Annotated in this window: 26 protein-coding genes, 1 tRNA gene and 2 pseudogenes; 10 read left to right on the top strand and 19 right to left on the bottom strand. The window is 59.5% G+C overall.

All coding sequences use genetic code 11. From position 1 onward, the window contains the following. Positions 1-347: 347 nt before the first annotated feature. Positions 348-1,955, bottom strand: a complete 1,608-nt coding sequence (locus IMCC21224_RS14255; RefSeq protein ID WP_047995918.1) for a peptide chain release factor 3 — start codon at positions 1,953-1,955, stop codon at positions 348-350. Between the two features lie 109 nt (positions 1,956-2,064). Then, on the bottom strand, positions 2,065-3,078 hold the full coding sequence (locus tag IMCC21224_RS14250; protein WP_047997144.1) for a Hint domain-containing protein: 1,014 nt from the start codon (positions 3,076-3,078) through the stop codon (positions 2,065-2,067). A gap of 178 nt (positions 3,079-3,256) precedes the next feature. Here IMCC21224_RS14250 and IMCC21224_RS14245 point away from each other — a divergent pair, with 178 nt between their 5' ends. Together IMCC21224_RS14245 and IMCC21224_RS14240 are read left to right on the top strand one after the other, a co-directional pair. Then, on the top strand, positions 3,257-4,036 hold the full coding sequence (locus IMCC21224_RS14245; RefSeq protein ID WP_047995917.1) for an SDR family oxidoreductase: 780 nt from the start codon (positions 3,257-3,259) through the stop codon (positions 4,034-4,036). 3 nt (positions 4,037-4,039) lie between these two features. Then, positions 4,040-5,188 carry a hypothetical protein gene (locus IMCC21224_RS14240; protein WP_047995916.1) on the top strand — a complete coding sequence of 383 codons (1,149 nt, stop codon included), beginning with the start codon at positions 4,040-4,042 and terminating at the stop codon, positions 5,186-5,188. 3 nt (positions 5,189-5,191) lie between these two features. On the opposite strand, the gene IMCC21224_RS14235 is transcribed toward IMCC21224_RS14240, so the two are convergent. After that, entirely contained in the window at positions 5,192-5,881 is a 690-nt protein-coding gene (locus IMCC21224_RS14235; protein WP_047995915.1) for a M48 family metallopeptidase, read from the bottom strand. Positions 5,882-6,248: 367 nt separating this feature from the next. On the opposite strand from IMCC21224_RS14235, the gene IMCC21224_RS14225 reads away from it, so the two are divergent. Beyond that, positions 6,249-7,351 (top strand): IS3 family transposase gene (locus tag IMCC21224_RS14225; protein WP_156178069.1). Its coding sequence is split into 2 segments (ribosomal slippage): positions 6,249-6,510 and positions 6,510-7,351, totalling 1,104 coding nucleotides; the frame shifts between segments, so codons are not numbered across the junction. Positions 7,352-7,433: 82 nt separating this feature from the next. On the opposite strand, the gene IMCC21224_RS14220 is transcribed toward IMCC21224_RS14225, so the two are convergent. Further along, a tRNA-Val gene (locus tag IMCC21224_RS14220) sits at positions 7,434-7,509 on the bottom strand. A gap of 698 nt (positions 7,510-8,207) precedes the next feature. On the opposite strand from IMCC21224_RS14220, the pseudogene IMCC21224_RS28965 reads away from it, so the two are divergent. Beyond that, positions 8,208-8,315: pseudogene (locus IMCC21224_RS28965) on the top strand (DDE-type integrase/transposase/recombinase); the annotation flags it as partial. 169 nt (positions 8,316-8,484) lie between these two features. Here IMCC21224_RS28965 and IMCC21224_RS28960 read toward each other — a convergent pair. The 4 genes from IMCC21224_RS28960 to IMCC21224_RS14205 all read right to left on the bottom strand — a co-directional run bounded on the left by IMCC21224_RS28960 (position 8,485) and on the right by IMCC21224_RS14205 (position 10,828). Next, positions 8,485-8,604 carry a transposase gene (locus tag IMCC21224_RS28960; RefSeq protein ID WP_369796026.1) on the bottom strand — a complete coding sequence of 40 codons (120 nt, stop codon included), beginning with the start codon at positions 8,602-8,604 and terminating at the stop codon, positions 8,485-8,487. 178 nt (positions 8,605-8,782) lie between these two features. Beyond that, the gene (locus IMCC21224_RS14215; protein ID WP_047995914.1) at positions 8,783-9,853 is read right to left on the bottom strand and encodes a 5-(carboxyamino)imidazole ribonucleotide synthase; all 1,071 of its coding nucleotides are present in this window, start codon (positions 9,851-9,853) and stop codon (positions 8,783-8,785) included. Positions 9,854-9,927: 74 nt separating this feature from the next. After that, the gene (purE, locus tag IMCC21224_RS14210; RefSeq protein WP_047995913.1) at positions 9,928-10,422 is read right to left on the bottom strand and encodes a 5-(carboxyamino)imidazole ribonucleotide mutase; all 495 of its coding nucleotides are present in this window, start codon (positions 10,420-10,422) and stop codon (positions 9,928-9,930) included. Between the two features lie 181 nt (positions 10,423-10,603). Further along, complete coding sequence (locus tag IMCC21224_RS14205) at positions 10,604-10,828, bottom strand: YdcH family protein (RefSeq protein WP_047995912.1); 225 nt, start codon at positions 10,826-10,828, stop codon at positions 10,604-10,606. Between the two features lie 165 nt (positions 10,829-10,993). On the opposite strand from IMCC21224_RS14205, the gene IMCC21224_RS14200 reads away from it, so the two are divergent. Both IMCC21224_RS14200 and IMCC21224_RS14195 read left to right on the top strand, forming a co-directional pair. Continuing rightward, positions 10,994-11,407, top strand: coding sequence for an Hsp20 family protein (locus IMCC21224_RS14200; RefSeq protein WP_047995911.1), 414 nt, complete (start codon positions 10,994-10,996; stop codon positions 11,405-11,407). 4 nt (positions 11,408-11,411) lie between these two features. Beyond that, positions 11,412-11,639 carry a DUF1150 family protein gene (locus IMCC21224_RS14195; protein WP_047995910.1) on the top strand — a complete coding sequence of 76 codons (228 nt, stop codon included), beginning with the start codon at positions 11,412-11,414 and terminating at the stop codon, positions 11,637-11,639. Positions 11,640-11,789: 150 nt separating this feature from the next. Here the strand turns inward: IMCC21224_RS14195 and IMCC21224_RS14190 are convergent, their stop codons facing one another. Both IMCC21224_RS14190 and trxB read right to left on the bottom strand, forming a co-directional pair. After that, a complete protein-coding gene (locus tag IMCC21224_RS14190; RefSeq protein ID WP_047995909.1) occupies positions 11,790-13,505 on the bottom strand; it encodes a bifunctional sulfate adenylyltransferase/adenylylsulfate kinase in 1,716 nt (571 codons plus the stop codon). Between the two features lie 221 nt (positions 13,506-13,726). Beyond that, positions 13,727-14,731, bottom strand: a complete 1,005-nt coding sequence (gene trxB, locus IMCC21224_RS14185; RefSeq protein ID WP_047995908.1) for a thioredoxin-disulfide reductase — start codon at positions 14,729-14,731, stop codon at positions 13,727-13,729. A 218-nt stretch (positions 14,732-14,949) separates the two neighbouring features. On the opposite strand from trxB, the gene IMCC21224_RS14180 reads away from it, so the two are divergent. Beyond that, complete coding sequence (locus tag IMCC21224_RS14180; protein ID WP_047995907.1) at positions 14,950-15,450, top strand: Lrp/AsnC family transcriptional regulator; 501 nt, start codon at positions 14,950-14,952, stop codon at positions 15,448-15,450. Between the two features lie 34 nt (positions 15,451-15,484). Here IMCC21224_RS14180 and IMCC21224_RS14175 read toward each other — a convergent pair whose 3' ends face one another. The 5 genes and pseudogenes from IMCC21224_RS14175 to lgt form a co-directional block, all read right to left on the bottom strand. After that, positions 15,485-16,276: a Hint domain-containing protein gene (locus IMCC21224_RS14175; protein ID WP_231582090.1), complete on the bottom strand. Its 792-nt coding sequence runs from the start codon at positions 16,274-16,276 to the stop codon at positions 15,485-15,487. A 276-nt stretch (positions 16,277-16,552) separates the two neighbouring features. Continuing rightward, positions 16,553-16,684 (bottom strand): hypothetical protein, encoded by a 132-nt coding sequence (locus IMCC21224_RS28850; RefSeq protein ID WP_255347994.1) that lies wholly within the window; start codon positions 16,682-16,684, stop codon positions 16,553-16,555. 170 nt (positions 16,685-16,854) lie between these two features. Further along, a complete protein-coding gene (gene pgeF, locus IMCC21224_RS14170) occupies positions 16,855-17,613 on the bottom strand; it encodes a peptidoglycan editing factor PgeF (protein WP_047995905.1) in 759 nt (252 codons plus the stop codon). A 283-nt stretch (positions 17,614-17,896) separates the two neighbouring features. After that, positions 17,897-18,505: pseudogene (locus IMCC21224_RS28955) on the bottom strand (SAM-dependent methyltransferase); the annotation flags it as partial. 164 nt (positions 18,506-18,669) lie between these two features. Further along, positions 18,670-19,563 carry a prolipoprotein diacylglyceryl transferase gene (gene lgt / locus IMCC21224_RS14160; RefSeq protein WP_047995904.1) on the bottom strand — a complete coding sequence of 298 codons (894 nt, stop codon included), beginning with the start codon at positions 19,561-19,563 and terminating at the stop codon, positions 18,670-18,672. Between the two features lie 95 nt (positions 19,564-19,658). On the opposite strand from lgt, the gene IMCC21224_RS14155 reads away from it, so the two are divergent. Continuing rightward, positions 19,659-19,907 (top strand): accessory factor UbiK family protein, encoded by a 249-nt coding sequence (locus tag IMCC21224_RS14155; RefSeq protein ID WP_047995903.1) that lies wholly within the window; start codon positions 19,659-19,661, stop codon positions 19,905-19,907. Between the two features lie 53 nt (positions 19,908-19,960). Here the strand turns inward: IMCC21224_RS14155 and IMCC21224_RS14150 are convergent, their stop codons facing one another. From IMCC21224_RS14150 to IMCC21224_RS14135, 4 genes are all read right to left on the bottom strand, one after another. Continuing rightward, positions 19,961-21,322 (bottom strand): polysaccharide biosynthesis/export family protein, encoded by a 1,362-nt coding sequence (locus IMCC21224_RS14150; RefSeq protein WP_082135220.1) that lies wholly within the window; start codon positions 21,320-21,322, stop codon positions 19,961-19,963. Between the two features lie 335 nt (positions 21,323-21,657). After that, the gene (locus IMCC21224_RS14145; protein WP_047995902.1) at positions 21,658-21,915 is read right to left on the bottom strand and encodes a hypothetical protein; all 258 of its coding nucleotides are present in this window, start codon (positions 21,913-21,915) and stop codon (positions 21,658-21,660) included. Between the two features lie 127 nt (positions 21,916-22,042). Next, complete coding sequence (locus IMCC21224_RS14140; RefSeq protein ID WP_047995901.1) at positions 22,043-22,699, bottom strand: YjbF family lipoprotein; 657 nt, start codon at positions 22,697-22,699, stop codon at positions 22,043-22,045. Beyond that, complete coding sequence (locus IMCC21224_RS14135) at positions 22,696-24,852, bottom strand: YjbH domain-containing protein (protein WP_053078983.1); 2,157 nt, start codon at positions 24,850-24,852, stop codon at positions 22,696-22,698. Before IMCC21224_RS14135 ends, IMCC21224_RS14140 begins: the two co-directional genes overlap by 4 nt. 150 nt (positions 24,853-25,002) lie before the next feature. On the opposite strand from IMCC21224_RS14135, the gene IMCC21224_RS14130 reads away from it, so the two are divergent. Continuing rightward, positions 25,003-25,764, top strand: a complete 762-nt coding sequence (locus IMCC21224_RS14130; protein WP_047995900.1) for a metallophosphoesterase — start codon at positions 25,003-25,005, stop codon at positions 25,762-25,764. A 185-nt stretch (positions 25,765-25,949) separates the two neighbouring features. Continuing rightward, positions 25,950-26,189 carry a hypothetical protein gene (locus IMCC21224_RS14125; RefSeq protein WP_047995899.1) on the top strand — a complete coding sequence of 80 codons (240 nt, stop codon included), beginning with the start codon at positions 25,950-25,952 and terminating at the stop codon, positions 26,187-26,189. Positions 26,190-26,317: the final 128 nt, after the last annotated feature.

Genomic DNA, 26,317 nt, shown 5'->3' with positions numbered 1-26,317 from the left:
AATGATGCGCATGCCAGTCGGCCTGAAGATAAGCCAACCGGAACCTGAAACCGAACCGATGCCCCGCGCAAATCACCACAACTGCAATTCCAGGGTCGGCTTCAGGGGGGCCCAAACCGTCTATCGCGACGTCGAAGGGGGCCGATCCTGCTGCTTGCTGACGATGGCTGCCAACGCCTGGCCCGACTGCCCGGATCTCCAGGAGCTTGAGAGAGACGTCGACAGCATGGAGGCCGAGAATCCCGGCCCGCTGTTGACAAGCGAAGGGCGCATGCCATCAGCGGGCGAATACCATCCCCGCGTGTCGACTATTCCAGCGGCCTGCTAAAGCGGGTGGCAGGCCGGGCTCAGACCATCATCTCTTTGGTCGAAGTGAGTTCGACATCCGGATAATCGCGCGCCACGCGGTCGATGTCCCATTGCAACCGCGTGAGATAGACAACGTCGCCGTCATTGTCGTGTCCGATGTGTTGTTTGTTGGCGGCAATAAAGTCATCGACCTTGTCGCGCGGACCATGCACCCAGCGGGCAGAGGTGAATTGTGACGCCTCAAAACGCACCGGCAGGCCATATTCCTGTTCGATCCGCGATCCCAGAACCTCGAATTGCAGTGCACCGACGACGCCGACGATAAAGCCAGAACCAAAGGCGGGTTTAAAGACCTTGGCGGCCCCCTCTTCGGCAAATTGCATCAGGGCTTTTTCCAGATGCTTGGCCTTCATTGGGTCACCCGCGCGGACCGATTGCAGCAGTTCCGGCGCGAACGACGGGATGCCAGACACGCGCAGCATTTCACCCTCGGTCAGGGTGTCGCCAATGCGCAACTGGCCGTGGTTGGGAATGCCGATGATGTCGCCGGCCCAGGCCTCTTCGGCCAGTTCGCGGTCTGCGGCCAAGAAAAGTACCGGGTTGGTGATTGCCATCGGCTTTTTCGACCGGACGTGGGTCAGTTTCATGCCGCGCACAAAATGCCCCGAGGCGAGGCGGACAAAGGCGACGCGGTCGCGATGCTTTGGGTCCATATTCGCCTGAACTTTGAAAACAAAGCCCGACACCTTGGGTTCTTCGGGGGAAATCTTGCGCGGGGTAGCGTTCTGGATCTGCGGTTCGGGGCCATAAGTGCCAATTCCGTCCATCAAATCCCTGACACCAAAGGAATTGATCGCAGACCCAAACCAAATCGGCGTCATATGCCCCTCGAGCACCGATTGCGGGTCCATTGCGGGCAGCAATGCGCGGGCCATCTCGATCTCTTCGCGCAGCTTTGCCAGCTCGGCCGCCGGTACGTGCTTTTCCAGCAGGGGATCGTCAAGGCCGTTGATTTCAACGGTTTCCGCGACCTTGTTGCGGTCGGCGCGATCCATCAGCTCTAGCCGGTCGCGCAACAGATCATAGCAGCCCAGAAAATCGCGACCCACACCGATGGGCCAGGACGCGGGCGTCACGTCGATCGCCAGATTTTCCTGAATTTCATCAATGATGTCAAACGTGTCGCGGGATTCGCGGTCCATCTTGTTGCAGAAAGTCAGGATTGGCAGGTCGCGCAGACGGCAAACTTCGAACAGTTTTTGCGTCTGACTCTCGACGCCCTTGGCACCGTCGATGACCATCACGGCGGCATCCACAGCCGTCAGCGTGCGGTACGTATCTTCGGAAAAATCCGAGTGGCCGGGCGTGTCGACGAGGTTGAACCGCAGCCCTTTGAAATCAAAAGACATTGCAGATGCTGAGACCGAGATGCCGCGATCCTTTTCCATCTGCATGAAGTCTGACCGGGTGCGCCGTGCCTCGCCCTTGGCGCGGACCTGTCCAGCCATCTGGATCGCGCCACCATACAGCAGGAATTTCTCTGTCAGCGTGGTTTTGCCCGCGTCAGGGTGCGAGATGATCGCAAACGTGCGCCTCCGTGCAATCTCGGCGGGCAGTTTCGGGCGGTTTGAGGGCGTGTCCAGCATGGGCTGGGCTATAGGCGCGCGCGCGGACCTTTGCAAGATCGCCAGAATGTGTGGGTCACCGCGATTGAGGGCTACTGGAATTGTCTTGGGTGCTCGTAGGGATGGTTGCCTAGCCGCCCGAGGATTTGCGCAATAGATCGGCGGCATCGGGCCGTTGCAGCAGCGATTCCTGCACCTCAATGTCGCGATGCATTCTGTCTTGGTGTTTCGGCAATAGGTCGGACAGGCTTTCCTTCAGCTCTTGCGGTAGGGCTGCGCGGGTCCGGGTGTCAACCAACATGGATTCGGCGGCAATCCCTTCGGCATAGATGATCTGATGGTGATCAAACAGCATCTGGAAATAATCGACAAAGCCGCCGGAAACACGGGTGACACTGTCGCCGTTGATCAGGTGACGCGCCTTGACCAGCAGCTCTGATCGCCCGGCACCAAGTCGGTCCCTGCGCTGATAGATGAACAGCCGGTGATCGGGACTGACCAGCAAATCGTTGAGGTTGTTCAGCGTCCCGGCGCGAATGCGGATCGGCGCAAAGGCACCGACGGCGCGGCTCGTGGTGTGGCCAATCCAGCGAATCGCCTGAGGGCCATCGTCGCGGGTCAGCACGCGGTCGCCAATGGTCAGATCCTCGACAGGGCGCTGTGCGCCAGAGGCCAGCGTGATCATCGTCCCGCGCGTGAACGACACACAGGCCACCTGTGCGAATTTCTCGAGCGCGTTGTCGCGGTTTATGCCTACCAGCGCATAGTCGGTGCGCGTGTCTATCGACGCCAGTGGCAGCACATAGACTGCGGCAATGTCACCGGGACGATCAGTTTCCACCAGGACCAGCACCTCGGTGGTTTGGCCATGTCCTGACATCAACGTGATACAGCAATCCAGATGCAGGGCGGCACCCGGCGTCCCGGTGTCCGAAGCATCTGCGATCCGAAACGGTGGTTCGGCTGTGGTCAGCAGGCTTAGCCGTTTTTGCGTGGCCAAAGGTGAAAGGTGATAGATATCATCCAGCATCAGATCGTCGGCGCATCCGATCGCGTCCCCCAGATTCGCACCGTTTGCGACGCGCAGATGGTCGGCGCGGTAGACGCCGATGGTCTGCGGGAATCTTGTCTGTAGGTTTGTCATGACACCGATTAACATGGTGCGCCGTTTGGGACCGGCGCGGGCTTCACTATAGGTTCAATCTATGGAAAAGAAATGTGGCATCAAGAGGTCGCAGCATTGGCGATAGTGCCGGGCTGGCGACCGCGATATTGGGTGGCGTGGGTTCGATACACGCAGGACAGAACAGGGAATTGGCGATATGGATCTGGGAATTCGGGGCAAACGCGCACTCGTCTGTGCATCGAGCAAGGGGCTGGGCCGGGGCTGTGCCGCCGCGCTGGCCGAAGCGGGTGTCGATCTGGTGCTGAATGCACGCGGGTCTGACGCGCTTGAGGCGACGGCGCAGGATCTGCGCGACCGGTTCGGCGTGTCAGTGACCACCGTGGCGGCGGATATCGTCGACGAGGCCGGGCGCGCGCGGGTTCTAAACGCTGCGGGCGCGGTCGATATCCTTGTGACCAATGCAGGTGGGCCGCCTCCGGGCATGTGGCACGACTGGGATCGCGCCGATTTCATCAAGGCGCTGGATGGCAACATGCTGACCCCGATCGCACTGATGACGGCGCTTATGCCGGGTATGACCACGCGCGGTTGGGGCCGGGTGGTCAATATCACTTCGCAATCAGTCAAGGCACCGATTCCGCAGTTGGGTTTGTCGAACGCCGCCCGCACCGGATTGACCGGCTATGTGGCAGGTACGGCGCGGCAGGTCGCGGGGCAGGGCGTCATCGTCAACAATTTGCTGCCCGGCATCCACGACACCGACCGCGCAGCAGGGCTCGACGGGCCGGTGGCGGCGCGCGACGGCATCACTCTGGACGAAGCTCGTGCGCGTCGCGCCGCCACGATCCCGGCCGGGCGCTATGGCACGCCCGAGGAATTTGGGCAGGCCTGTGCGTTCCTGTGTTCGCAATACGCGGGTTTTATCGTCGGGCAGAACCTGCTGCTGGACGGTGGTGCCACCAACGCGACGATCTAGGCGATGGCGCGCGGACCGGATGGCAAGGGCGGCGGTGCGGGGTTCTCGCTCGCCGATCAGTTGTTTAATGCTGACAGCATCGGGCAGATGGCGGCGGAATATGCCGTTCTGCCGGGGTTCGACCCAGAGCTGTTCCGATCCACAGCGCTGGCGGGAATGGCGTCGCGCGGGTTGCTCGAACGGCTCGATTTTCTGGCCGATTGCGTCGCCAATCAGCTGCCGCAGGATTTTCCGGCCATGGCCGGGGCGCTGGAGGCCGCAATGCTGCCTCCGTTGGATCCGACGCGGACGGATGATGATTTTGGCAAGTTTATCCACGCGGTGCCGGGTATCCTTGCGGTGCGCCACGGGCTCGAGGATCACCGGGATCGGGCGCTGGATCTGATCTACTCCGCGACGCAGCGATTCTCGATGGAGTTCTACATTCGTCCGTTCCTGAACCGCTGGCCCGACGAAACGCTGGCGCGGTTGGACCGCTGGGTCAGCGACGACAATTATCATGTGCGTCGGCTGGTGAGCGAAGGCACGCGCCCCCGGCTGCCCTGGGCGCGCAATATCACCCTGGATCCGTTGGTGCCGCTGCGCTATCTTGATGCGCTGCACGGCGATCCAACGCGCTATGTCACGCGGTCTGTGGCCAACCATATGAATGATATCAGCAAAATCGCGCCGGATTCGGTCGTAGGCCGTTTGCATGCGTGGCGATCTGGCGGGCGACAACAGGCGCGTGAACTGGACTGGATGACGCGTCATGCATTGCGCACCGCCGTAAAACGTGGCGAGGCACCGGCGCTGGCGCTGCTGGGTTACGCCGCTGACGCGCCGGTTGAGGTTGCGCTCAAGCTCGGCACCGAGCGGGTGGCCGTAGGTGAGCTGCTGCGCTTCGCGGTCGCGGTCACCGGTGACGCTGATTGCGCGGTAATCGTCGACTACCGCATCGTTTTCGCCCGGCCCGATGGCAGGTCAGGTGAAAAGGTGTTCAAACTCAAGACAGGCAAGGTGAAACCCGGCATCCCGTTGATGCTGGAAAAGGCGCACCGCCTCAAGGGTGATGCCACGACGTTTCGCTGGCACCCTGGAACCCACGCGCTGGTGGTTCAGGTCAACGGGGTGGACCGCGCCCGTACCATGTTCGAGGTGGTGCCGGGCTAAGCGTCAGACCTTTGACGTCCAGCGCGCCTCAAGGACTTCCAATGCCTTGATCCGATCATCGGTGGCAGGATGGCTCATCAGCCAGGCGGGCACCGCGCCGGATCGCGCCTGCGTCAGCGCCTCGAGTTTGCGAAACAGCGATTTCTGCGGTGCGACGCCGATCCCTGCCTTGCTCAGCAATGCGGCGGCATAGGCGTCGGCCTCGTATTCGTCACCGCGCGACAGACGCGCCGCCAGCAGGGATGTCAGTGCATTGGCGATCATCACACCGATCCCCGGCAGAAACCGGCTCAGCAGCATTGCCAGCGCCGTGCGCAGGGCATTCTGGCCGGAAAAGTCGATCATCCGCCGCCGCGAATGCCCCAGCGCCACATGCCCCATTTCATGCGCAATGACCGAGGCCAACTCTTCACCCGAGACCTCTCCGCTCTGATATTTGCGGTAGAATCCGCGAGTGATAAAGATCCGCCCATCCGGCGCGGCCAACCCATTCACCGGGTCAATCTCGTAGATATGCACCTTGATCCGTGGCAGATCGAGAGCCTGCGCCATGCGGTCGGTCAACTTGCGCAAGCGCGGATCGGCCAACGCGGTCGAGCGCGAGTCCAGTTCTTTGGCGGTGCGCCAGGTTGAAAATCGGTACATCACCAGCGCATAGAGAATGGCAAGCAGGATGGGCGTGAATTTTATCATGCCCCGAATATGGGGCCGCCGCGCCGTTAGACCAAGGGCAATTCCGATCCGGAATCAATATTGAAACGGTTGCATTCAGAGGACGGGGCGTACAGCCAAAGTTAAATTTAAAATTTTGGAGGATCGGTTTCATGGATGATTTTACCGCCGACAGCACCACCACCTGAAATTTGTCCATCGGAACTCTGTTATGGGCGCCACTGAAATGGACAGCGACACCGATTGGCTTGCTGTCACTCTTCAGGGAGGAGTCGCATATCGCGCCTTTGTGAAATACGAATTCGTTTGCTCTGCCCCCTAAAAACTGGACCATTTTGAATTAGAGTTTCCGACTGCTACTTTCCTGGCTGGAAAAGGAGTGGACGCGATGAAAGCATCCAAATTCACGGACGCCCAAAAGGCGTTTATTGTTAAGCAAGGTAATGAGGGCACGACGGTTGCGGAGATTTGCCGCAAGTCCGGGATAAGTCCGGCGACGTATTTCAACTGGAAGAAAAAGTATGAGGGGCTGATGCCGTCAGAGATGCGCCGGTTGCGTGATCTGGAAGACGAGAACAACCGTTTGAAACGGATTGTCGCTGATCTGACGTTGGATCGTGAGATGTTGCAGGACGTTATCAAGCGAAAGCTCTAAGGCCGGATCGAAAGCGTGAGCTTGTCGATGGGATGCGGTCTGATTGGCGTGTGTCGATCCGAAAGGCATGTGGTGCTTTGCGGTTTGATTGCTCGACCTATCATTACAAATCCCGCCGCACCGATCCGGCCGCGTTGAAAAAGCGCATTAAGGAGATTTGTGAGACACGCGTTCGATATGGATATCGGCGCGTCCATTTTGTGTTGCAGCGTGAGGGTTGGCCAGTGAACGCTAAAAAAACATATCGTATTTACAAGGAGATGGGTCTTCAACTGCGCAACAAGACACCGAAACGTCGCGTGAAAGCGAAGCTGCGGGATGCTCGCACAGAAGCTGTGAAGAATAACGACGTCTGGGCAATGGATTTTGTGCATGATCAACTCGCCACAGGCCGCAAATTGCGCGTTTTGACCGTCGTCGATACGTTCTCGCGCTATGTGCCAATTCTAGACGTAAGGTTCAATTATCGCGGTGAGGATGTGGTTAAATCTCTTGATCTGGCTTGTGCCAAGATTGGGTATCCTAAGACCATTCGAGTCGATAATGGGCCGGAATTTATCTCTCGGGATCTGGATCTGTGGGCTTATCATCGGGGCGTAGTTTTGGATTTTAGCAGGCCAGGAAAACCGACAGACAACGCCTTCATCGAGGCCTTCAACGGTAAGTTTCGCCAGGAATGTTTGAACGCGCATTGGTTCTTGAGCCTTGCGGATGCGGCAGAAAAGGTGGAGACTTGGCGTAGATACTACAACGAAGAACGGCCCCACAGCGCGATCGGAAACAAGTCACCGATCATGCTCGTAAAATCAGAAGGTGAAACCAGCCCACCGATCTGACGAAAGCCGGAAATCTCTAGACCCAGGTGGTCCAAGGTTGGGGGCAAGTGCACTTTGACGATCAATGACAATAACCTAGGAATGGTGGGTGATGAGGGACTCGAACCCCCGACATCTTCGGTGTAAACGAAGCGCTCTACCAACTGAGCTAATCACCCGACGAGGGCTCTTCTAGAACCGCTTGCAGAAGAGATCAAGTGATCTTGGTGGGTAATCTGGACATTATTGCAGAACTCCCGCCTGCGGCTTGAGTTCCCCTTAGCCCACTCGGTCATGCCAACCTAGTCTTGCCACGGTAGTTCCGGTCCCTTTCGAGCAATGTTTGCTATGGAGGAGACAAGGGATGGCAACGAGATACACAGACGAATTTCGCCGTGATGCTGTGCGCATCGCCACGACCAGCGGCTTAACACGCCCTCAGGTTTCATCTGATCACTAGCCCGGCAGAGCATTGCAAAGCAATGTCCCGAGAGGGAGCATGATGATTTGATGTAGGGCCCTCATGAAGATGTGGAACGGGAGAACGAACGCCTTCGCAGGGAAGTCCGCCTGCTACGAGAGGGGAGGGAAGTGTTGAAAAGCGGCAATCCACTGGCCGACCGGTGAATGGAACATTCACCGTTAGGCTTCTTTGCAGGCCAAAGTCCCCTCTCGCGCATGCAAACATGCGCTGCCGGGCAGCGGATGAGGGTCGCCTTCATTGACGCCTGGAGAGAAGAATGGCCGGTTGAGTTTCTTTGCCGTGCTATGCAGGTCACATCACGCGGGTATCGCGCGTGGCGCGTCCGCTCACTGTCTCAGCGACAGCGCCCCTCTCGGCAGATTTACTTTGCAAACCGCCTGCCGGGCAATGGATGCTCCGAACCAGAAATGGGCAGGCGATATTTCATATAACTGGACCAGTGAGGGCTGGTTGTATCTTGCGGTCATTCTTGATCTATACTCCCGGCGCGTCATCGGCTGGGTCCCCTCTCTTAACATTGCTGTGCAATGCACTGCCGGGCAGTGGTGCAGCAATCGCATGTCCCAAGGGCTTGTTCTCCGCCATCGCCACGCTCGTTATTCCTGGCTATGAATCCTGAGCCTGAGGCGAATATTACCGCGAAATCGATTGCGGAGGACGTGGTTTTCGATCATGCAAACATGCGCCTCAGCCAACAGTTCTCGTCCTCCTGGCTCTTCATCCGGTTGATTATTGACGCGCCCATACCGCCAAACTTCGCGCGCCAATTATAGACAGATGTCGTGCCCACAGCACAGCTCAGCCACTGGCACGCTTCCTTTCGTTGTCCGCCGAATCGCTAAGATTTGGGGGCCGTTAAGTCTCGTCATCTTCATCAGGTAACGTGCTGAGAAAATTCTACGTCCACATACCTTTGGATTTGCGGTGGACTGCCCTCCGGTTCCGGTCGATCCTGATGGGACAAACGGTCAGCGTGGTGTGATATGATTGACGTGGCCCATCTTGCGGTTAGGTCGGGCCTCGGGTTTGCCATAGAGATGAAGGGACGTGTGCGGCGCAGTTGCGAGGGCAGGCAGACGCATGAGGTCGTCGCCTATCAGGTTCTCCATCCGCACATCAGAATGGCGGCTGCCGTCACCGAGCGGCCAACCGGTGATAGCGCGAATGTGCTGTTCAAACTGGTCTACAGCGCAACCACTCTGGGTCCAATGGCCGGAATTATGCACCCGTGGGGCGATTTCGTTGACGATGAAGCCTTTGGGTGTGACGAAGAGTTCGACCCCTAGCACGCCGACATAGTTTAGCGCGTTGAGGATGCGCGCAGCGATCAAAATTGCGTCAGAGCGTTGTGACGGAGAAAGGCGCGCGGGCACGGTGGTTGTGCGCAGAATACCGTCGCTGTGGACGTTTTCGCCCGGATCGAAACATGCGACCGCGCCGTCGATGCTACGGGCCGCGATGACTGAGATTTCAAAGCTAAAATCGACAAAACCTTCGAGGATCGCCGGAGCACCGGCCATGTCGGCCAGGGCGGTTTTCGCGTCAATGGCCGTGGTGAGGCGTGACTGGCCTTTGCCATCGTAGCCGAAGCGACGGGTCTTGAGGATCGAGGGCGTACCGATGGTGTCGAGCGCAGCGGTCAGTGCTGCGGCATCGGGGATATCGGCAAAGGGTGCGGTTGTGAGGCCCAGATCGGTCAGGAAGGTCTTTTCGGTTAGGCGGTCCTGAGAGACGCGCAGTGCTTCGCGGCCCGGATGGATTGGGCGCAGGGTTTGCAGCAGGTCGAGCGCTTGGGTCGGGATATTTTCGAATTCGTAGGTAATGACATCGACTGAGGTCGCAAAGGCGGTCAGTGCCGTGGTGTCGTCATAGGCTGCGGTGGTGACGGCATGGGCGACGTCACCGGCGGGCGGCTGGGCACCGGGTTCGAAGATATGACTGCGGTAACCGAGGCGCGCGGCGGCAACCGAGAGCATACGGCCAAGCTGGCCGCCGCCGATGATGCCGATGGTGGAGCCGGAAGGGAGGGGAGTGGTCATCTGTCGGGCCTTTGTGCCGGGCGCAGCCGCCTGTGGCAGGTGTCGCGGTGCGTATTTGGAAAGAGAAGATGCGATCAGTCGCGCGAGGGTTCGAGCGGGATCGAGGCGGAGAGGTCGGCACGCCATTGGTCGAGCCGGGAGGCCAGCGCCGGATCCTGAAGAGCCAGAATAGCGGCGGCCATGAGGCCTGCATTGGCGGCCCCGGCGGCGCCGATGGCCATGGTGGCGACGGGAAAGCCGCGTGGCATCTGTAGAATCGAATAGAGGCTGTCGACCCCCGATAGGGCCCGTGTCTGCACCGGCACGCCGATCACCGGTACCCGAGTCTTGGATGCCATCATACCTGGCAGGTGCGCGGCGCCGCCAGCCCCGGCGATGATGACCTGAAGGTCGCGCGAAACGGCAGTCTTACCATATTCCCACAGGCGATCCGGGGTGCGATGGGCCGAAACGATGCGGACCTCATGCGCGATGCCGAGTGTATCGAGAATATTCGCGGCCTCTTTCATCGTTGGCCAGTCGGACTGGCTGCCCATGATGATGCCGACTTTGACCTCTGATTGCGTCATCGCGTCCCTCCGGAATTCTGAAAGCGCACTATAGCCGCTATGGATGTGGCGGCAATGCCGACTGAGAATCTGGATGGGAGCGAGGTTGCGTTGGGGAGTGCCGGACAAGCTTTTGGCGTGGGGCGGGACAATTCCGCGGGTCGACGCCGTTGGCGGTTGCGATCACGCTGCGGACGATGGATCAGGCGATGATATCGGGTAGCAGGCGGTCCTCGATCAGGGCGATGCGGTCCTTGAGGTAGAGTTTTTTCTTTTTGAGGCGTTGCAGGGTGAGCTGGTCGGCGGTGCCCCGATCCTGGAGTGCGCGGATTGCGTCATCGAGGTCACGGTGTTCGCGGCGGAAAACTTCAAGCTCGACCCGCAGCACGTCGTCGGTCTTCATCGAGATTTCGCCGGGTGCGTTCATAGGGCTGAGGTGTCCTTGTCTGATATGCAACCCGGTGAGGATAGCCTGTCGGATGCTGTGAGCAAAGCCCTTGCGTCGCGGCGAAACGATTCCCATATTTGACGTTACTGGGTCGCCACAACGGGGCCCTGATGGTGACTGTCGCTTTGTGCAAAGGACGTGTCGATGACAAAACTGACCTTGGGGTCCTATCCCCATATGCTCGGGTTCGAGCAGCTGGAGCGTTTGCTGGAGCGCACGGCGAAAACTGGCAACGAAGGTTATCCGCCTTTTAATATCGAGCAAACGTCGGATCATTCTTACCGTATTACACTGGCTGTGGCGGGGTTCTCGGAAGGGGATCTGTCCATTACGGTCGAGGATCGTCAGCTGGTGATCCGTGGCCGCAGTCAGGATGACGGCGCAGAGCGCGTGTTTCTGCATAGAGGCATTGCTGCCCGGCAATTCCAGCGCAGCTTTGTGCTGGCTGACGGGGTCGAGGTGGGCGATGCAACAATGGAAAACGGATTGTTGCATGTCGATCTTACGCTGTCACGGCCACAGGCCGTCGTGCAGACCATCCAGATCAAGAGGGGATAAGCCTATGAATACCAAGTATGATTTCGCCGGACTGGATGAGGAGCGTCTGGTCTATGTACGGCCCGTATCGGTTGCGGAACTGCCGCAGGGCGTGCGCGATCAGGTCGAAGATCAGGATGTTCTATACGCCGTACACCGTGCCGATGGTGAGCGGCTGGCACTGGTCAAGGAGCGGGCGTTGGCGTTTTCTCTGGCACGTCACAATGATCTGGCACCTGTGACCGTGCATTGAAATTGGCCTAACCGGGCCAGATTCGAGCGCTGGAAAAAGCATAAGGCCGCCTGTTTGGGCAGCCTTGGTTTTTTGTCATGCTCGGTGCGGGGTGATGGTCGGGCGCTTGGCTGCGCCATCGCCCCGCCCACCATCCCACAGGCGCGTGGATCAGCCGGTAATCAGGCCCATGGATTCCAGCTTGAGAATCACCTGATGGGCGCAATTGTCGACATCGACGCTTTCGGTTTCCAGGCTGAGTTCAGGGCTCGTCGGTACGTCATACGGGTCGGAAATGCCGGTGAATTCCTTGATCTTGCCTTCACGCGCCAGCTTGTAGAGGCCTTTGCGGTCGCGGCGTTCGCATTCCTCGATCGAGGTGGCGACATGGACTTCGATGAACGCGCCGAACTCTTCGATATCCTCGCGTACGGCGCGGCGGGTCGTCGCGTAGGGTGCAATCGGTGCACAGATCGCGATACCGCCATTCTTGGTGATCTCGGACGCGACATAGCCGATGCGGCGGATGTTGAGATCGCGGTGCTCTTTCGAGAAACCCAGTTCAGAGCTGAGGTTCTTGCGCACGATATCGCCATCCAGCAGCGTCACGGGGCGGCCACCCATTTCCATCAGCTTGACCATCAGCGCGTTTGCGATGGTGGATTTTCCCGATCCCGAGAAGCCGGTGAAGAATACGGTAAAGCCCTGGTTCGAACGCGGCGGCTTGGTGCGGCGCAGTTCCTTGACCACCTCGGGGAACGAGAACCACTCGGGGATCTCAAGGCCCTCGGACAGGCGGCGGCGCAGTTCGGTGCCCGAGATGTTGAGGATCGTGACATTGTCCCGATCTTCAATCTCGTCATTGGGTTCGTACTGAGCGCGTTCTTGCACATAGACCATGTGTTTGAAATCGACCATTTCGCAGCCGATGTCGGCTTGATTGGCGCGGTAGAGGTCCTGCGCGTCATAGGGACCGTAGAAATCGTCACCTGCCGAGTTTTTGCCCGGGCCGGCGTGATCGCGACCGACGATGAAATGGGTGCAACCGTGGTTGGCGCGGATCAGGCCGTGCCATACGGCCTCACGCGGGCCGGCCATACGCATCGCCAGATTCAGCAGCGACATTGTGGTGGTCGCCGCCGGATATTTGTCCAGCACCGCCTCGTAGCAGCGCACGCGGGTGAAGTGATCGACATCGCCGGGTTTGGTCAGGCCGACAACGGGATGGATCAGCAGGTTGGCTTGTGCCTCTTTCGCGGCGCGGAAGGTCAGTTCCTGGTGCGCGCGGTGCAGCGGGTTGCGTGTCTGGAACGCAACGACCTTGCGCCAGCCCAGTTTGCGGAAATAGGCGCGCAGTTCGTTGGGTGTGTCGCGGCGGGCGCGGAAATCATAGTGCACGGGCTGCTGGATGCCGGTGACCGGGCCGCCCAGATAGACCTTGCCTGCGGTGTTGTGCAGGTAGTTGACGGCCGGGTGCGCGGAATCGTCGGCGCCAAACACTTTTTCGGCCTCAACAGCTTTGTTCGGGACCCATTTGTCGGTGACGGTCATGGTTGCGAGGATCACGCCCTCTTGGTCACGAAGGGCGATGTCCTGACCAACTTCGATGGTTTCGGCGAATTTCTCGCTGACATCCAGGTTGATCGGCATCGGCCAGAGCGACCCGTCGGCAAGGCGCATGTTTTCGACAACGCCGTTGTAATCCTCTTCCGAAAGGAACCCTTTGAGTGGGTTGAACCCACCGTTCATCAGCAGTTCAAGGTCGCAAACCTGGCGCGGGGTCAAGTCATGCGAGGTCAGATTGCCCGCCTCGACCTTGAGTTTCTGAGCGCTTTCGTAAGAAACGTAGAGCTCGGGGATGGGCGCAAGGTTGGTCGACATTGTCATTAGAAAGGATCTCGCTCTTGAAAAGGGGTTCGCGCAGGGCAGAACCTGTGTCTGGCGCGCGTTTAGACCCGGGGATGCCTGTGTTTCAAGCAGTTTGACCGGGTTTTGGCGATTTGGTGCCGAAAAGCCGCGTTGCAGTCATAGCATGACAGGGGGCAGGGCGCAGCAGGGACCACGGCATGCGGAGCTATTGCTGCCTGCCGTAGCCCCTGTTGATCGGATTATTCGGCGGCGCTGGCCGGGGCGCCGTAGCCCAAGGGTTCGGTTGTATCCTTGCCCGAGTCCAGATCCTGTTCCGACAACCAGCGTTCGGCTTCGAGGGCCGCCATGCAGCCCATTCCAGCCGAGGTCACGGCCTGACGGTATTTGTGATCGGTCAGATCGCCGGCCGCAAAGACACCCGGAATCGAGGTTTCCGTTGTCCCCGGTTTGGTCACGACATAGCCGCCGTGATGGGTTTCCAGCGTGTCCTTGACCAATTCGTTGGCGGGTGCGTGGCCGATGGCGACAAAGACACCTTTGGCCGGGATTTCGGTGATCTCGCCGGTTGTCACATGCTTGACCCGGATGCCGGTGACGCCCATCGGGGTGTCTTCGCCAACCACTTCTTCAAGCTGGTGGAACCAGAGCGGTTCAATCTTGGGATTTTTCATCAAGCGATCAATCAGGATTTTTTCGGCGCGCAATTCATCGCGGCGGTGGATCAACGTCACTTTGGAGGCGAAGTTGGTCAAGAACAGCGCTTCTTCGACCGCAGTGTTGCCTCCGCCGATCACGACGATCTCTTGCCCGCGATAGAAAAACCCGTCGCAAGTGGCGCAGGCCGAGACGCCGAACCCCTTGAATTTTTCCTCGGATGGCAGGCCCAACCATTTGGCCCGCGCGCCGGTCGCCAGAATCACCGCATCAGCCGTGTAAACCGTGCCGCTGTCGGATTGCGCGACAAACGGGCGGGTGGCCAGATCAAGCGACGTGATGATGTCGCCGACAATGTCACAGCCCATGGCGCGGGCGTGCCCCTCCATCCGGACCATCAGATCCGGGCCCTGCACCTCGGTATCACCGGGCCAGTTTTCGACCTCGGTTGTGGTGGTCAACTGGCCGCCGGGTTCAAGCCCCTGCACCAGCACAGGTTCCAGCATGGCGCGGGCGGCATAGACGCCGGCAGTATAGCCTGCCGGGCCTGATCCGATGATCAGGACCTTGGAATGGCGGGTGTCGGACATCGGTGGCCTCTTTCGGTTTTGTAGACTGAGTTGATTGACCTTGGTGGTCTGGCTCTTGCATATACGCAACCGAACCGGATCGCGCAAATCCATCGCACAAGGCTGTGAAGTGCAACCTTTGGCGGGTTGTTTCAATAACAATGTTGCGCCCGGACGAACTAATGTTGCGCGCTTTGGTGCGCATGCTATAACAATCGTGAAACAAAGGGGTAGTGGGCATGCCGGGACACAGGCTTGATCCGATCGACCGCAAGATTCTGTCCGAACTTCAGGCCGACGGACGCATGACCAATGTCGAGCTTGCCAGGCGCGTGGGTATTTCCGCGCCGCCCTGCCTGCGCCGTGTGCGTACATTGGAGGAGCAGGGGTTCATTCGCGGCTATCACGCCGAGGTGGACCCGCGCGAATTGGGGTTCGAGGTGCAGGTCTTTGCGATGGTGGGATTGCAGAGCCAGGCAGAAGCCGATCTCAGCGCGTTCGAACAGCGCTGCCGGGACTGGCCGCTGGTTCGCGAATGTCACATGTTGAACGGCGAGGTCGATTTCATCCTGAAATGCGTGGCCCCGGATCTGAGCACCTTTCAGAGCTTTCTGACCGGCCAGCTCTTGACTGCGCCGAATGTGGGCAGCGTCAAGACGTCTCTGGTGATCCGCGGCGCCAAAGACGAACCGGGCGTACCGTTCGACGTTCTTGAGGAACGTCTGTCCCGTTCAGCCTGAGGCGATCAATCTATCTTAGTCGCCCGGCCGGGTTTCAGTTCAGGGTCAGGCTGTCGACAACTTCTCGGGTGGTGCGCGACAGGTTCAGTTCGCCAAAATCCGAGATTTGGTTGAGGTTCGGGAACATCGACAGATAAAGGGCGCGCATATTCGCGCCCTGCGTCGCATCAAAGCCCTGGCCGGGATGATAGGTCTCCATCTCCATGCCACCGACTTCGATCACTCCGTGACGTGCCAGCATCAGATGATAGAGCTGCACCGCACCGCCGGGAGAGACGTTGAAAATCCGGTCGCCATCAGCGTAGTCCGATACCGGCACCAGGACTGAGTCGCGGCCGATCAGGGTTCGCAGCTTTTCGCGCCGCACAACCATGCGCGCGGCGGGGCCGATCAGCAGATCGCTCTGAGGGCGGCCGATGCCAAAACCGTCCGAGGTGATGCGGGTCAGGCCCGACAGGCTTGAGCCGTCGTCACCGGTGTCTGGCACATAAGTGGTCGATCCGATCCACATCACCGGCTCAGACCCCTTAGCAGTTTTAAGGTAATCACCAGGCAGCAAATCTTCAATCGCGATGGGGCCGCGGACAGTCTGAATCAGGGTGCCACGGGCAAACGCGCAGCAGGCATCTTCGAACAGAGGGATCGCCGGGGCGATGTGCTGGCGTAACGAAATAGTGAGGTCGGGAAGCAGCGCGGCGGCCTCGTATTTGCGCATGAGAGAGATGTTGCGCCGAGGCCGCCCGTCAGTCTGAGCAAACTGGTCCCGAGAGACCTGCAGAGAAACGGTATCGCGTACACTTTGTGCGCGGTGCTGGAGACTCGACATGTGAATAACCCTTCGGGTTGGTCACATCCGTGCTGGCCCCCACCAACAACGACAGAAGGACTGTTGCGATTTCGATAAAGCATGAATGGCGCGATACAGGCGTCGTTGTCAAAAGAATGCCAGGATTGAGCGCCAGTTGCCGTTAATCCAGTTCGTTCCGCAACATTGTTCGCGGTTCGTTGGCTGCCCTGCCACAATTGGCCGAATCGTGGCGGGGTCGGGTCAGGTTTGCGACCCGGTCACGGGCCCCGCCATGGGCCCGCGCCTATTCCGATATCAGGCGATTTTACGCGTCACCGGCATGGGTGTACTGGCAGTGCCGCGCGTGCGCCGCGCCCATGGCATGACAATCTGTGAGTGACCTGCGGTTTCGATGACCGAGGTGATAAAGCGGCGTTGTTTCCTCATCTCGAAATCCTTCCAGCAAGGTGCCGGTCAGCCTGTTTCCGACCTGGCGTTGTCTTGTGGGCGACGAACCCTTTGGGCAGTCAGGATCGCGCGACAATGGGGCGAATGTTTGACAGTTCGGTGATTTTTTCGGGATTTTGCGTGTCCTGGCAACAATCCCCGTCGGGCTGTCAGAGCCGGATGACCGAAATCAGCCTGCCATAGTCGGCTTCGCGTTCATGCGTACTGCGCCGATAGGAATAGAACCGGTGAGCATCTGAGTAGGTGCAGTGGTGGGTCCATTCTGCCGAAACACCTGCCTGCCGCAGCCGGTAAAGGCCAAAGGCGGGCAAGTCAAAATGCAGCCGGTCTCCGGGACCACCTGCAAAGAAGCGCGCGTATTCGTTATCTTCGGCCAGAAAGGTGTCAAAGAATTCCGGCCCGACCTCGTAGGCGCGCTGGCTGATCGACGGGCCAATTACTGCGCGGATGGCGTCGCGTCTTGCACCTAGGGCGATCATCGAGTCGACCGTCGCTTCGAGGACCCCGTCAAGTGCACCGCGCCAGCCCGCATGGGCCGCACCGATCACACGGTTCTGAACATCTGCGAACAGCACCGGCTGGCAATCCGCTGTCAACACCGACAGTGCGACACCGGGCGTCGCAGTGACGAGCGCGTCGGCTTGCGGGCGCGGGTCGTCAGTCAATGGACCGGTGAGTGTTACCACCTGCGCGGAATGGACCTGATGCACACCGACCAACGATTCGGCGGGCAAATCCATCGCCGCCGCGACTCGGGCGCGATTGATTGCCACGATTTCGGTCTGGTCGCTCGACCCCATGCCGCAATTCAGCCCTGCGAACACCCCCGACGATGCGCCGCCATGCCGGGTAAAGAAACCATGGGCAAGCGGGGTAAGACTGTCGGCAGTGATAATGTCCAGAGTCATGTGTCCAGTCCGGGCGGGGGGCGGCCCCATGGGGAAAGAATCCGAGCGCCTGAAACAACGTCCCCATTTCCGCGGGGTGGGTCAACCGGCGATGTGCGGCAATGTGAGTGTCGAGCGATTCTCCCTCCAGCTTGGTCGCCAGTGCCTGCGCCCGCGCCGTAATGCCAAGCCGTTCGAGAAAGACGCCTTGCGCGGTGAGTTGACTGTGTGCACAGGGCAGATCACGGGCCAGGGCCTCAAAGTCCACATGCGCGGTCAGGTCTGCTGTGCCGGGCGCGGCCAATGGATCGGTGGGCGAATGATCGCGCACTGCCTGAAAGGTGTCGCCAGTGCTGCGCCAGGCGCCGTAGTCGACAATCAGCGCGGCGCCGCCATGATCCGCGATCCGCTGGCCGATCAGTTGCGTGATGGGGCGGGCGGCCTCGCACAGCTCGACCACGTCACCGGGGGTCGTATCCTCAAGTCGATGTTCAAGGGCGGCGAGGGGGGCGGGCGCGGTCAGGCCAAGGGACAGCGCGCCGTTGTTCAGTCCGACGACACATTCGCGCCAGCCAGCCGCATCGCGCCGGAACTGCCGGATCGGCAACGCATCGAAAAACTCGTTCGCCACAAGAAAGAGCGGAGGGTCCTCGGGAAGGGTGCCCACTGTATCGTGCCAGATGGGGGCATAGCCAGTCAGCGCGTCGGTTTGACGGATACGCAGCGGGACAGATACTTCGACGAGATGCAGCTGAAGCGCCTGATGGAATCCGGGCACCGCACGTGTCGCGCGCAGGATGTCGGCCATCAACGTGCCGCGGCCGGGGCCGAGTTCGGCTAGGGTAAAGCGGTCGGGCGCACCTTGATCCAGCCAGGTTTGCGCCAGGCTCAGCCCGATAAGTTCGCCGAACATCTGGCTGATCTCGGGCGCGGTGGTGAAATCGCCGTCCCGTCCCAGCGGATCGCGGTTGGTGTAGTAGCCATGGCGCGGGTGCAGCAGGCAAACCAGCATGTATTCGGCCAGCGTCATCGGCCCATGTGCAGCGATTTGGGCCCCAAGGATGTCTGCAAGCGGGGTCATATCGGTTGGCGGCGCAAGACCCAGAATACCAGCACCACGCCACCCAGCAGCATTGGCAGCGACAGGATTTGCCCCATCGTCAGACCATACCCACCGATATGCCACGCCAGCCCCAGCGGGTTGCCGGGGGTGACAAACTGCGCATCCGGCTGGCGCACGAATTCCACCAGAAACCGACCCAGCCCGTAGCCCGCAAAAAACAGCCCGGCCACCAGCCCCGGCCGCCGCAATGCGCCGCGCCGGAACGCCAGCCACAGCAGCAGCACACCAAGTATCAGCCCCTCAAGCAACGCCTCGTAGAGTTGTGACGGATGCCGGGCGCAGGCCGCGCCCAAAACCTGTCCGCAGTCCTGCGCCATCTCTCCGGGGAAAATCACGCCCCATGGCAGGTCGGTCGGTCGGCCCCACAGCTCGGCATTCACAAAATTCGACAGGCGTCCCAGCAGCAGGCCGGGCGGTGTCGCCAACGCCATCATGTCGGCGGTGGACAGCAGCGGCAGATTGTTGCGCAGACCATAGATCAGCGCCGCCAGAACCACGCCGATCAATCCGCCGTGAAACGACATGCCGCCTTGCCAGACCATCAGGATCTGGGCCGGGTTCGCGAAATAGTACCCAGGCTGGTAGAACAGGACAAATCCCAGCCTCCCGCCCAAAATTACGCCCAGAATGACCCAGGTCAGCAGATCTTCGACCTGCGCTGTGGTCATTGGTGGGGTGTCGCGATGCCACACCTTTGGCCGACGCACGGCAGCAACCGCAAGACGCCAGGCGATCAGGAGGCCCGCGATATAGGCCAGCGCATACCAGCGCAGGGCAAAGGTCATCCCGAACAACTCGATCGAGAAAAGCTCGGGGGACAACGGGGGAAAGGGGATACCGTGCTGCATGTGCGTTCCTTGCCTGTGGTGCGCGGTCGAAGTCAACCTTGAGTGTGCGCCGCGCAGACCCCATATAGGAATCCAACGCAACAGCGGAGAGACCCATGCAAACGCGCAACAAAGTTTTCGATGATATTTCGCAGCTGATGACCAACGCTATGGGCGTGGCTCAGGGTGCCAGAGACGAGGCAGAGACCGCGATGAAATCGATGATCGACCGCTGGCTGGCCGACCGTGATTTTGTCACCCGCGAGGAATTCGACGCGGTGCGCGCCATGGCGCAAAAGGCCCGCGAAGAGAATGCAAGCCTGAAAGCGCGGCTAGATGCGCTTGAGGCCGCTACAAAGGGCTGATTTCGCGCCGGGGGGCGGCCCCCCCCCCCCGGCTGCGGCTGGGGCTGACCAGATCAGTTGCTGGCGGCTGCGACGCCGGTGTTGATCAGGGTTGGGGTGATCTGCTGGACAACCCGGCTCCATTTCGTGACTGGCTGTTCGGCGACAAAGATCACATCGTTTGGCCGCAGTTCGAACCGGGTGGCGAGGATGAAGTTCGTCGCATCGCGTCCGTCCAGCCGCCACGCAGTGACCGCCGAAAATTCGCGCGGATCGGGCGAGCCGCGCAAGACGTAGATCTCTTTCACATTGCCGGTCGCTGTTGGCACCCCGCCAGAGCCATAGAGCGCATCCGCCAGGTTGGATGTCTTGCCAAAGGGCAGGGGATAGCGCGTCTGTTTTGAGACTTCGCCAGTCAGGTAAACATAATCTCGCTCGACCGAATCGAGGTCCAGCCGAGTCATGTAATTCTGCCGCGATTCCTGCAGGGCGCTGCGACGAATGTTTACCTCGGCATTCAGCTCGTTCAGGGCGGCGATCCGCGCGGTCTGCCTGAACTGCGACAGTTGGATCTGTTCGGCGAAATAGGCCTGGGCCAAATCCAGTTCGTAAGCCGTATCCACAAAGACACTGTCGCCGTCGACCAGCGCGATACGTTGCAGGCCCCGGTTGGAATACAGCTCGTTCAGGGGAATCTGGTACAGCGTCTCGTCGCGGTAAATCCGCACCGAAGCATAATCCTGATCTTCCACCGTGATGCCACCCGCAGCGGCAAGCGCCTCGTCCAGAAAGAGCGGTGTCAGGCTGATCGGAGCCACTGTGGGGTTGGCGACGGCGCCGCCAATCGACACTTTCTTGGAATTGAATTCGGCAATCTCAAGGCTGAAGGTCGGGTCAATCTGGCTTTCCACCAGCCGTTGGAATAAGGTGGCCTCAGCCTCTTCGAGGGTCATGCCTGCGACCTGCACGCGGCCGACATTGGGAATGGCAATCGTGCCGTCATCCTGCACGGTATAGCCCTGACGCGAATTTGACGCCGCCAGCAGCCCGGTCAACTGCTCGACGGTCGATCCCACCTGTGGTGTGGCCAGTAGCACCACATCGCCGACACCCATGCGATAGGGGCCGGGTACGACGCGCGGCGGCAGGCGGGTTTCCATCGACAGCGGTTTCTGGGTCGGGTCGATGACCGGCGTTGGCGCCACACCAGCACCACGCAGCCCACCGCCGGTTCCCGCAGTCTGGAAAAAGACCGCCGGTAAATCCTTGGGCCGGTAGGTCGATCGGTTGGCGACAAGAACGGATTCCGGAGTGAGCGCAACGACCCGCACCTTTGTGTCACTGGCCGCGAAACTGTTCACGCCGGGCGAGTTATATGCAACGCCGCAACCAGACAGCCCTACGACAATTGCAGCAATCCAAGCGGTCCTGAGCATTTGGTAAAGTGTCCCTATGAAAGATCGCCCACCGATCCGGTTCTCTCGAAGGTTAGCCAACAACAGGACGGGTTAACCACCAACTTGTGGTAAAAAAATGGAAATGATGCACATTGGCCGCCATATCTTGCGCCATTTTCTATTTCGGCGCGCATGGTCAAACTCAACTATAAAATCATCTACCTGTAGTTGAATCTGCGGACGTGTTTTCTACGAATTGATACTTTCGCCGGATTTCGTTGCGTTCAAAGGCGACACGCAACAACGGCGCAAGAAAACGGGGGCTGCCATGGTATTTGGCCGCCCCCAAAAACCGGGGAAAATAAGTCTTGATATCAGGTTCCGGGCGCGCAGGTTGTGCACGGCGTGTCGCTGCTTCCACCACCACCACCACCGCCCGCAGCCGCCGCAGCCGCCGCCAATGCTGCCGCCGCAGCCAAAGCGATCTGCGCAGGTGTCAACGCGGCGAGTTCGCTTTGTGTCGAGACCAACCCTGCGTTGGCCTGTACTGGTTTGATCTGTTCCGCCTGAGCGATGGATGTCGCGGCAACCGTCAGCGATGCCGCAAGAGCAAGGATAGACGTCTTTTTCATGTCTCTGGTCTCCTGAATAAATTTAAACAACTTTAGACGTGTTCCTAGCGCGGATCCGGGGGCCCGCACAATTCTTAACTGTCCCTGCAAGTCGAGATACGGCAAAAAGTTAACGAATGCTGCAAGACTAGTCGCTTGCACGTTCAATTTCCATATATCCGGTGATCGGGGCGACCCATTGGCGCGACTTTTGAATGATTCCACGGCTGTCGATCCAATAGGTGTTCTGCAAGGTTTGATCCGGCCCAGTGCAGGTTTCCGAAACCTGTGTGGTTTGATAGGTTCCGGCCAAAATCTGAATTGTTTCAACACCAGTTTGGCGATAGTCACAAACAAAGGCGCGCGGTTCAAGAACGTCCTCGCCGTTCAGGTAATAGTGTACGCGAACCGCACGTTTGGTTCTGCCACGCAGCGCCGCGCGGACGTCTGACAAATCCGCACTCATCAGATCGTTGCCCAGACCGCGGGTCTCAGCCAAAATGCCGTCGAGCAGCGTGAGTGTGATATTGTTCTGTGAGGCCCAAATCTGACGAGAGCCGGTTTCCTGCGCCAGCAAAACGCCGGCTTGCACGCCCAGATCGGTCAGTTCGACCAGCAGTACCGGCTCACCTATGGCGTCCAGCACGTCGGGTGTGAGGGTGGTGCGCAGGTTGGGCCGTGGCTCTGATTTAGTCAGCAGTGCTTTTACGGCGGCCAGGCTGGTTTGCGCAGCACCCGGCCCCTCGGATGAGCTACAGGCCGACAGAACGATAGCGGCGGCAAGCAGGCAGAAAAAGGGTTTCATCGCCACACCCGTCCCCAATCTGATTGTAGTTCTGGCTGGTGATAATCCCGCACGCTGTCGTACAGTCGACCGTTCACATTCAGCCGTGCGCCGCCGTCGCGTTGAACCGGGCGAATGGTCCGTGCGAGGGTCGATTTTGTTGGCTTTCCGGTCAGCACCGACACCGGAATCTGGAACTTGATCCCTTTGTCAAACGATCCCTCGCCAAAGTCATCGAACGAGATGGTGGTGAGCGTCGCAAACGCGCCAATCCTGATGCCATTGCCAAAGGTGCGGTCGACAGACAGCGTCGCACCCCAGTCGCCGGCTAGATAGCGTCCGGCGTCGATCTGGTATTCGAACCCGTTTGCGGCCGCCCAGTAGGTCGAAAGGTGCCCGGTCAGAACCTCATAGTCCTGAAAGCCAAAACCCTGGTCGAAACTGCGTTGCTTGACGTAATTCGCCTCCAGCCCAAACGCGAGTCGGCTGTTGACCGGCTTCCAGAGAATTTCGCCAGACAGGCCGCCATACATGCTTTCTAGGTATCCGAGCGTGACCCGCCCATAAAGATCATTGGCCGGTCGAAAATACTGCGCTGCGGTTAGGCTGGTTAGGGCAGTCTGGCCCTCTTTTGCATAGAGCCCGCCATCGGAGCGCACCTTTTGAAGGGTCGAATCCGACAGCACCACGTCGCCACGGTTGCCGGTCAACCGGTGCCGGACCTGACCCGACAGCACGGTACCGGGTTGAATTTCATAGCGTGCCTGAACCTGCAAGCCGAGGTCGATCCGGATCGGGGCTGTCGGATCGAAATAAGAGGCCGAAAGATAGGGGCCAAAGCTCCAGCCGAAATAGGGAAAGGCGTTGTCGCGTGGAACGAGGCCGGGTTCCGGGTCAGCGGCATCCTCGATATGGGCGCGGGCAAAGCTTTGCCAGGCGCCATCGGGGGCATGCACCAGTTCCTCAAAATCACTGCGGTTCAGAATGATGCGGGACGAGGCGACGCCGTTCTCGGTGACCGGCGTGATCACAAACCGTTCGACCGATGCGGGCATCTGCGTGGTCAGAATGCGCGCGGCGCGGCCCACCGCTTGCGCCGCGTTGGAGTATGTCGCGTTGCGCATCCGCAGGCTGACGCTTTGGCTGTCAATGCGGATCGATTCGAGGGTCAGGCCGCTCTCGGAAAAGATCTGTGCAACGTTGCTGCGCAGGATGGCGCGGGCATCAGTCTGGCGGGTCCAGCCCAGATCGGCGGCAGACCCGGGCAGGCGCGTTGTCATCAGGGGCGGGGTCGACTCTTTGCCGCCGGAAATGCGGGTTGGTTGCTTTGGATTGAAATTGTAACTTAGTTGCAGTCCCAGCGTGCTGCCGTACAAATATGCCCCGCTAAGGTTAAGGCCGCTGCGAAATCTGTGGCTGATACCGAAGTTCAGCGATGACCTGCGGTCGAATTCCATTCGCTGACGTTCCCCGACATAGGCATCCGAGGAATATTCGGCCGTCAGGACGGTTCGTTCGCCCAGTTGATATTGCACACCACCGAACAGGGCTGCGTCGCCGCGAAACCATTGACCGACGTCCAGCCGCCCGGTTTGCGAGATGCCGCCAGTCTGATCCGGGCGCGTCTTGAACCCATTTGCCAGCACGCCCAAGGGGTTGTCGAACCCGTTATGGCTGCCAAAGCGCCCCCAGCCGATCCCGCCGGTCGCGCGCAACCGGCCAAAGGTCTTGGTCGCGGCGATATATTCGCCGGCGTAAATGCCGGTACCACCAAAATCCTGCAGGCCAATCGAAACGGCGGGCAGTGTCATGGTTTCATTGATCAACTGATAGCGCAGGTCGAAACTACGGTCGTAATAGGCGCCTCTGCCTGTGTATTTGTCCAGGTAGGCATAGCGGAATACCCCCGACAGCCGCGGGGTGATCTGAAAATGCGCCGTGCTGCGCAGGGTGGCGTCAAATCCCCCCGAGGACAATGACAGAAACGCGTCAGGCATGGCATGACCGGTGGGCATATCTATCATGCCGGGCACACCAAGAAAGTTTAGGGTTGGCTGCGACCAGATCCGGTCCTGCGCGATCGCGGCGGAGGAGCATGCGGCTATGGCGCAAAAGGCGGTGACGACGGCGCGACGACTGCGCTGGTGATACATGTGGCGGTCACAGATCTTCATCGTTTCCCCTCGTAGCGCCGGGCGTCACATTGCCTCTCATACGGCAGTCGGCGCCGAGGCCGAATTGCGCAACAGGCAATTGCCCCTCGTTTGTTCTCGGATGCGAAATTGTACGGTTGGATACAAGCGATAAACTTTCTATCAATAGTCATGCGCAATTTTTTCCGTAAACGTGTCCCCACGCCCACTTTTACCGCCACGCTGGCGCCGGAACAGGCATTCTGCGCCATTGGCGACATCCACGGCTGCGATGATATCCTGGCAGGGCTGCTGGACCGACTTGGGTCCGGGGAACAGTCGGGCTGGCCGGTGATCTGTGTGGGCGACTATATTGATCGCGGCGATCAGAGCGCGCAGGTGTTGCGCCGCCTGCATCATCTGCAAACAACCGATCCCGACGCGCTGCGCTGTCTGATGGGCAATCACGAACGGATGATGATCGATTTTCTCGACGCGCCTGCAGAATCAGGGCCGCGTTGGCAGCGACACGGCGGTTTGCAAACATTGGCCAGCTTTCGCGTCTCAGGCGTGCCCGAAACCGCGCCCGACGCCAGATGGGTCGCCGCGCGCGATGCATTGCGTGGCGCGATGGGCCCGCACCTCGAAGATTGGCTGCGCAACCTGCCGCTGCATTGGCGAAACGGGAACGTCTTTGTCACCCATGCGGCGGCGGATCCCGCGCTGCCGGTTGAGGGGCAGGGCGAACGGACCCTGCTCTGGGGGCATCCGCAGTTTGATCGCATTGCGCGCGCTGACGGGATCTGGGTCGTACATGGCCATACAATTGTTGCCAGTCCGACGACCAAAGATGGGCGAATCGCTATCGACACCGGAGCCTATGCCACGGGACGTCTGACAGCGGCAGCAATTGGATGCGGAGATGTCGCGTTTAAGTTCGGAGAAGGATTCTGACCGTGAGGCGGGGCTTTCGGATATTTGCCTAAGATATTATCAATTTTGGCGACACTAACTCAACTTTAGCGGGAGACGCCACGTCAACTTTCAAGTTTACTCTGTTTTTCGGAATTTCGAGCGCTATCCTTAAGGTCAGAACGGAGGATACGAAAATTCAATACGCCCTTTATAATAGAATCCGAGTGCTGGATGCGTTGATCGACCTTGCTGATACGAGGGACGAAAGCACAAAGATTCGTCCCTATTTCTCGGCCTTGGGCGCGGTGCTGTTGTCGCTGCCGCTATCCTTGGTGCTTACTGCGGTCATTCTGGTGCGGTTCGATCTGCATATCTTGTGGAGCTTGCCGCTGTACTCGTTGTTGGGATCGGTTCTGACACTTGTGTTTGTATTGATCGGTCGTCAGGGGCCATCGCGCAGTTAGGTGTCGCGGCGCGTCGGACAAACACGAACAGCCGTGTTTAACCTGACAGCGATGCGCCAAATCCAGATCTATCGATCTGATCACCTTGACAGATGCGAGTCTTACGGCGACCCAAAATCGAACATTAA

Source organism: Puniceibacterium sp. IMCC21224 (genome assembly GCF_001038505.1).
Lineage (GTDB): Bacteria > Pseudomonadota > Alphaproteobacteria > Rhodobacterales > Rhodobacteraceae > Puniceibacterium.
This window is presented reverse-complemented; position numbering and strand designations above follow the sequence as displayed.

Bases quoted from the DNA above. Each gene is read 5' to 3' on its own strand.
- trxB (WP_047995908.1), bottom strand. From the start codon at position 14,731: ATGTCCGACACCCGCCATTCCAAGGTCCTGATCATCGGATCAGGCCCG.
- IMCC21224_RS14190 (WP_047995909.1), bottom strand. From the start codon at position 13,505: ATGACAATGTCGACCAACCTTGCGCCCATCCCCGAGCTCTACGTTTCT.
- IMCC21224_RS14205 (WP_047995912.1), bottom strand. From the start codon at position 10,828: ATGAACGCACCCGGCGAAATCTCGATGAAGACCGACGACGTGCTGCGG.
- IMCC21224_RS14240 (WP_047995916.1), top strand. From the start codon at position 4,040: ATGGCGCGCGGACCGGATGGCAAGGGCGGCGGTGCGGGGTTCTCGCTC.
- IMCC21224_RS14250 (WP_047997144.1), bottom strand. From the start codon at position 3,078: ATGACAAACCTACAGACAAGATTCCCGCAGACCATCGGCGTCTACCGC.
- IMCC21224_RS14195 (WP_047995910.1), top strand. From the start codon at position 11,412: ATGAATACCAAGTATGATTTCGCCGGACTGGATGAGGAGCGTCTGGTC.
- IMCC21224_RS14215 (WP_047995914.1), bottom strand. From the start codon at position 9,853: ATGACCACTCCCCTCCCTTCCGGCTCCACCATCGGCATCATCGGCGGC.
- IMCC21224_RS14140 (WP_047995901.1), bottom strand. From the start codon at position 22,699: ATGAAACCCTTTTTCTGCCTGCTTGCCGCCGCTATCGTTCTGTCGGCC.
- IMCC21224_RS14175 (WP_231582090.1), bottom strand. From the start codon at position 16,276: ATGTCGAGTCTCCAGCACCGCGCACAAAGTGTACGCGATACCGTTTCT.
- IMCC21224_RS14145 (WP_047995902.1), bottom strand. From the start codon at position 21,915: ATGAAAAAGACGTCTATCCTTGCTCTTGCGGCATCGCTGACGGTTGCC.
- IMCC21224_RS14255 (WP_047995918.1), bottom strand. From the start codon at position 1,955: ATGCTGGACACGCCCTCAAACCGCCCGAAACTGCCCGCCGAGATTGCA.
- IMCC21224_RS14235 (WP_047995915.1), bottom strand. From the start codon at position 5,881: ATGATAAAATTCACGCCCATCCTGCTTGCCATTCTCTATGCGCTGGTG.
- pgeF (WP_047995905.1), bottom strand. From the start codon at position 17,613: ATGACTCTGGACATTATCACTGCCGACAGTCTTACCCCGCTTGCCCAT.
- IMCC21224_RS14150 (WP_082135220.1), bottom strand. From the start codon at position 21,322: ATGCTCAGGACCGCTTGGATTGCTGCAATTGTCGTAGGGCTGTCTGGT.
- IMCC21224_RS14200 (WP_047995911.1), top strand. From the start codon at position 10,994: ATGACAAAACTGACCTTGGGGTCCTATCCCCATATGCTCGGGTTCGAG.
- lgt (WP_047995904.1), bottom strand. From the start codon at position 19,563: ATGCAGCACGGTATCCCCTTTCCCCCGTTGTCCCCCGAGCTTTTCTCG.
- IMCC21224_RS14155 (WP_047995903.1), top strand. From the start codon at position 19,659: ATGCAAACGCGCAACAAAGTTTTCGATGATATTTCGCAGCTGATGACC.
- purE (WP_047995913.1), bottom strand. From the start codon at position 10,422: ATGACGCAATCAGAGGTCAAAGTCGGCATCATCATGGGCAGCCAGTCC.
- IMCC21224_RS28850 (WP_255347994.1), bottom strand. From the start codon at position 16,684: ATGAGGAAACAACGCCGCTTTATCACCTCGGTCATCGAAACCGCAGGT.
- IMCC21224_RS14180 (WP_047995907.1), top strand. From the start codon at position 14,950: ATGCCGGGACACAGGCTTGATCCGATCGACCGCAAGATTCTGTCCGAA.
- IMCC21224_RS14245 (WP_047995917.1), top strand. From the start codon at position 3,257: ATGGATCTGGGAATTCGGGGCAAACGCGCACTCGTCTGTGCATCGAGC.
- IMCC21224_RS14130 (WP_047995900.1), top strand. From the start codon at position 25,003: ATGCGCAATTTTTTCCGTAAACGTGTCCCCACGCCCACTTTTACCGCC.
- IMCC21224_RS14135 (WP_053078983.1), bottom strand. From the start codon at position 24,852: ATGAAGATCTGTGACCGCCACATGTATCACCAGCGCAGTCGTCGCGCC.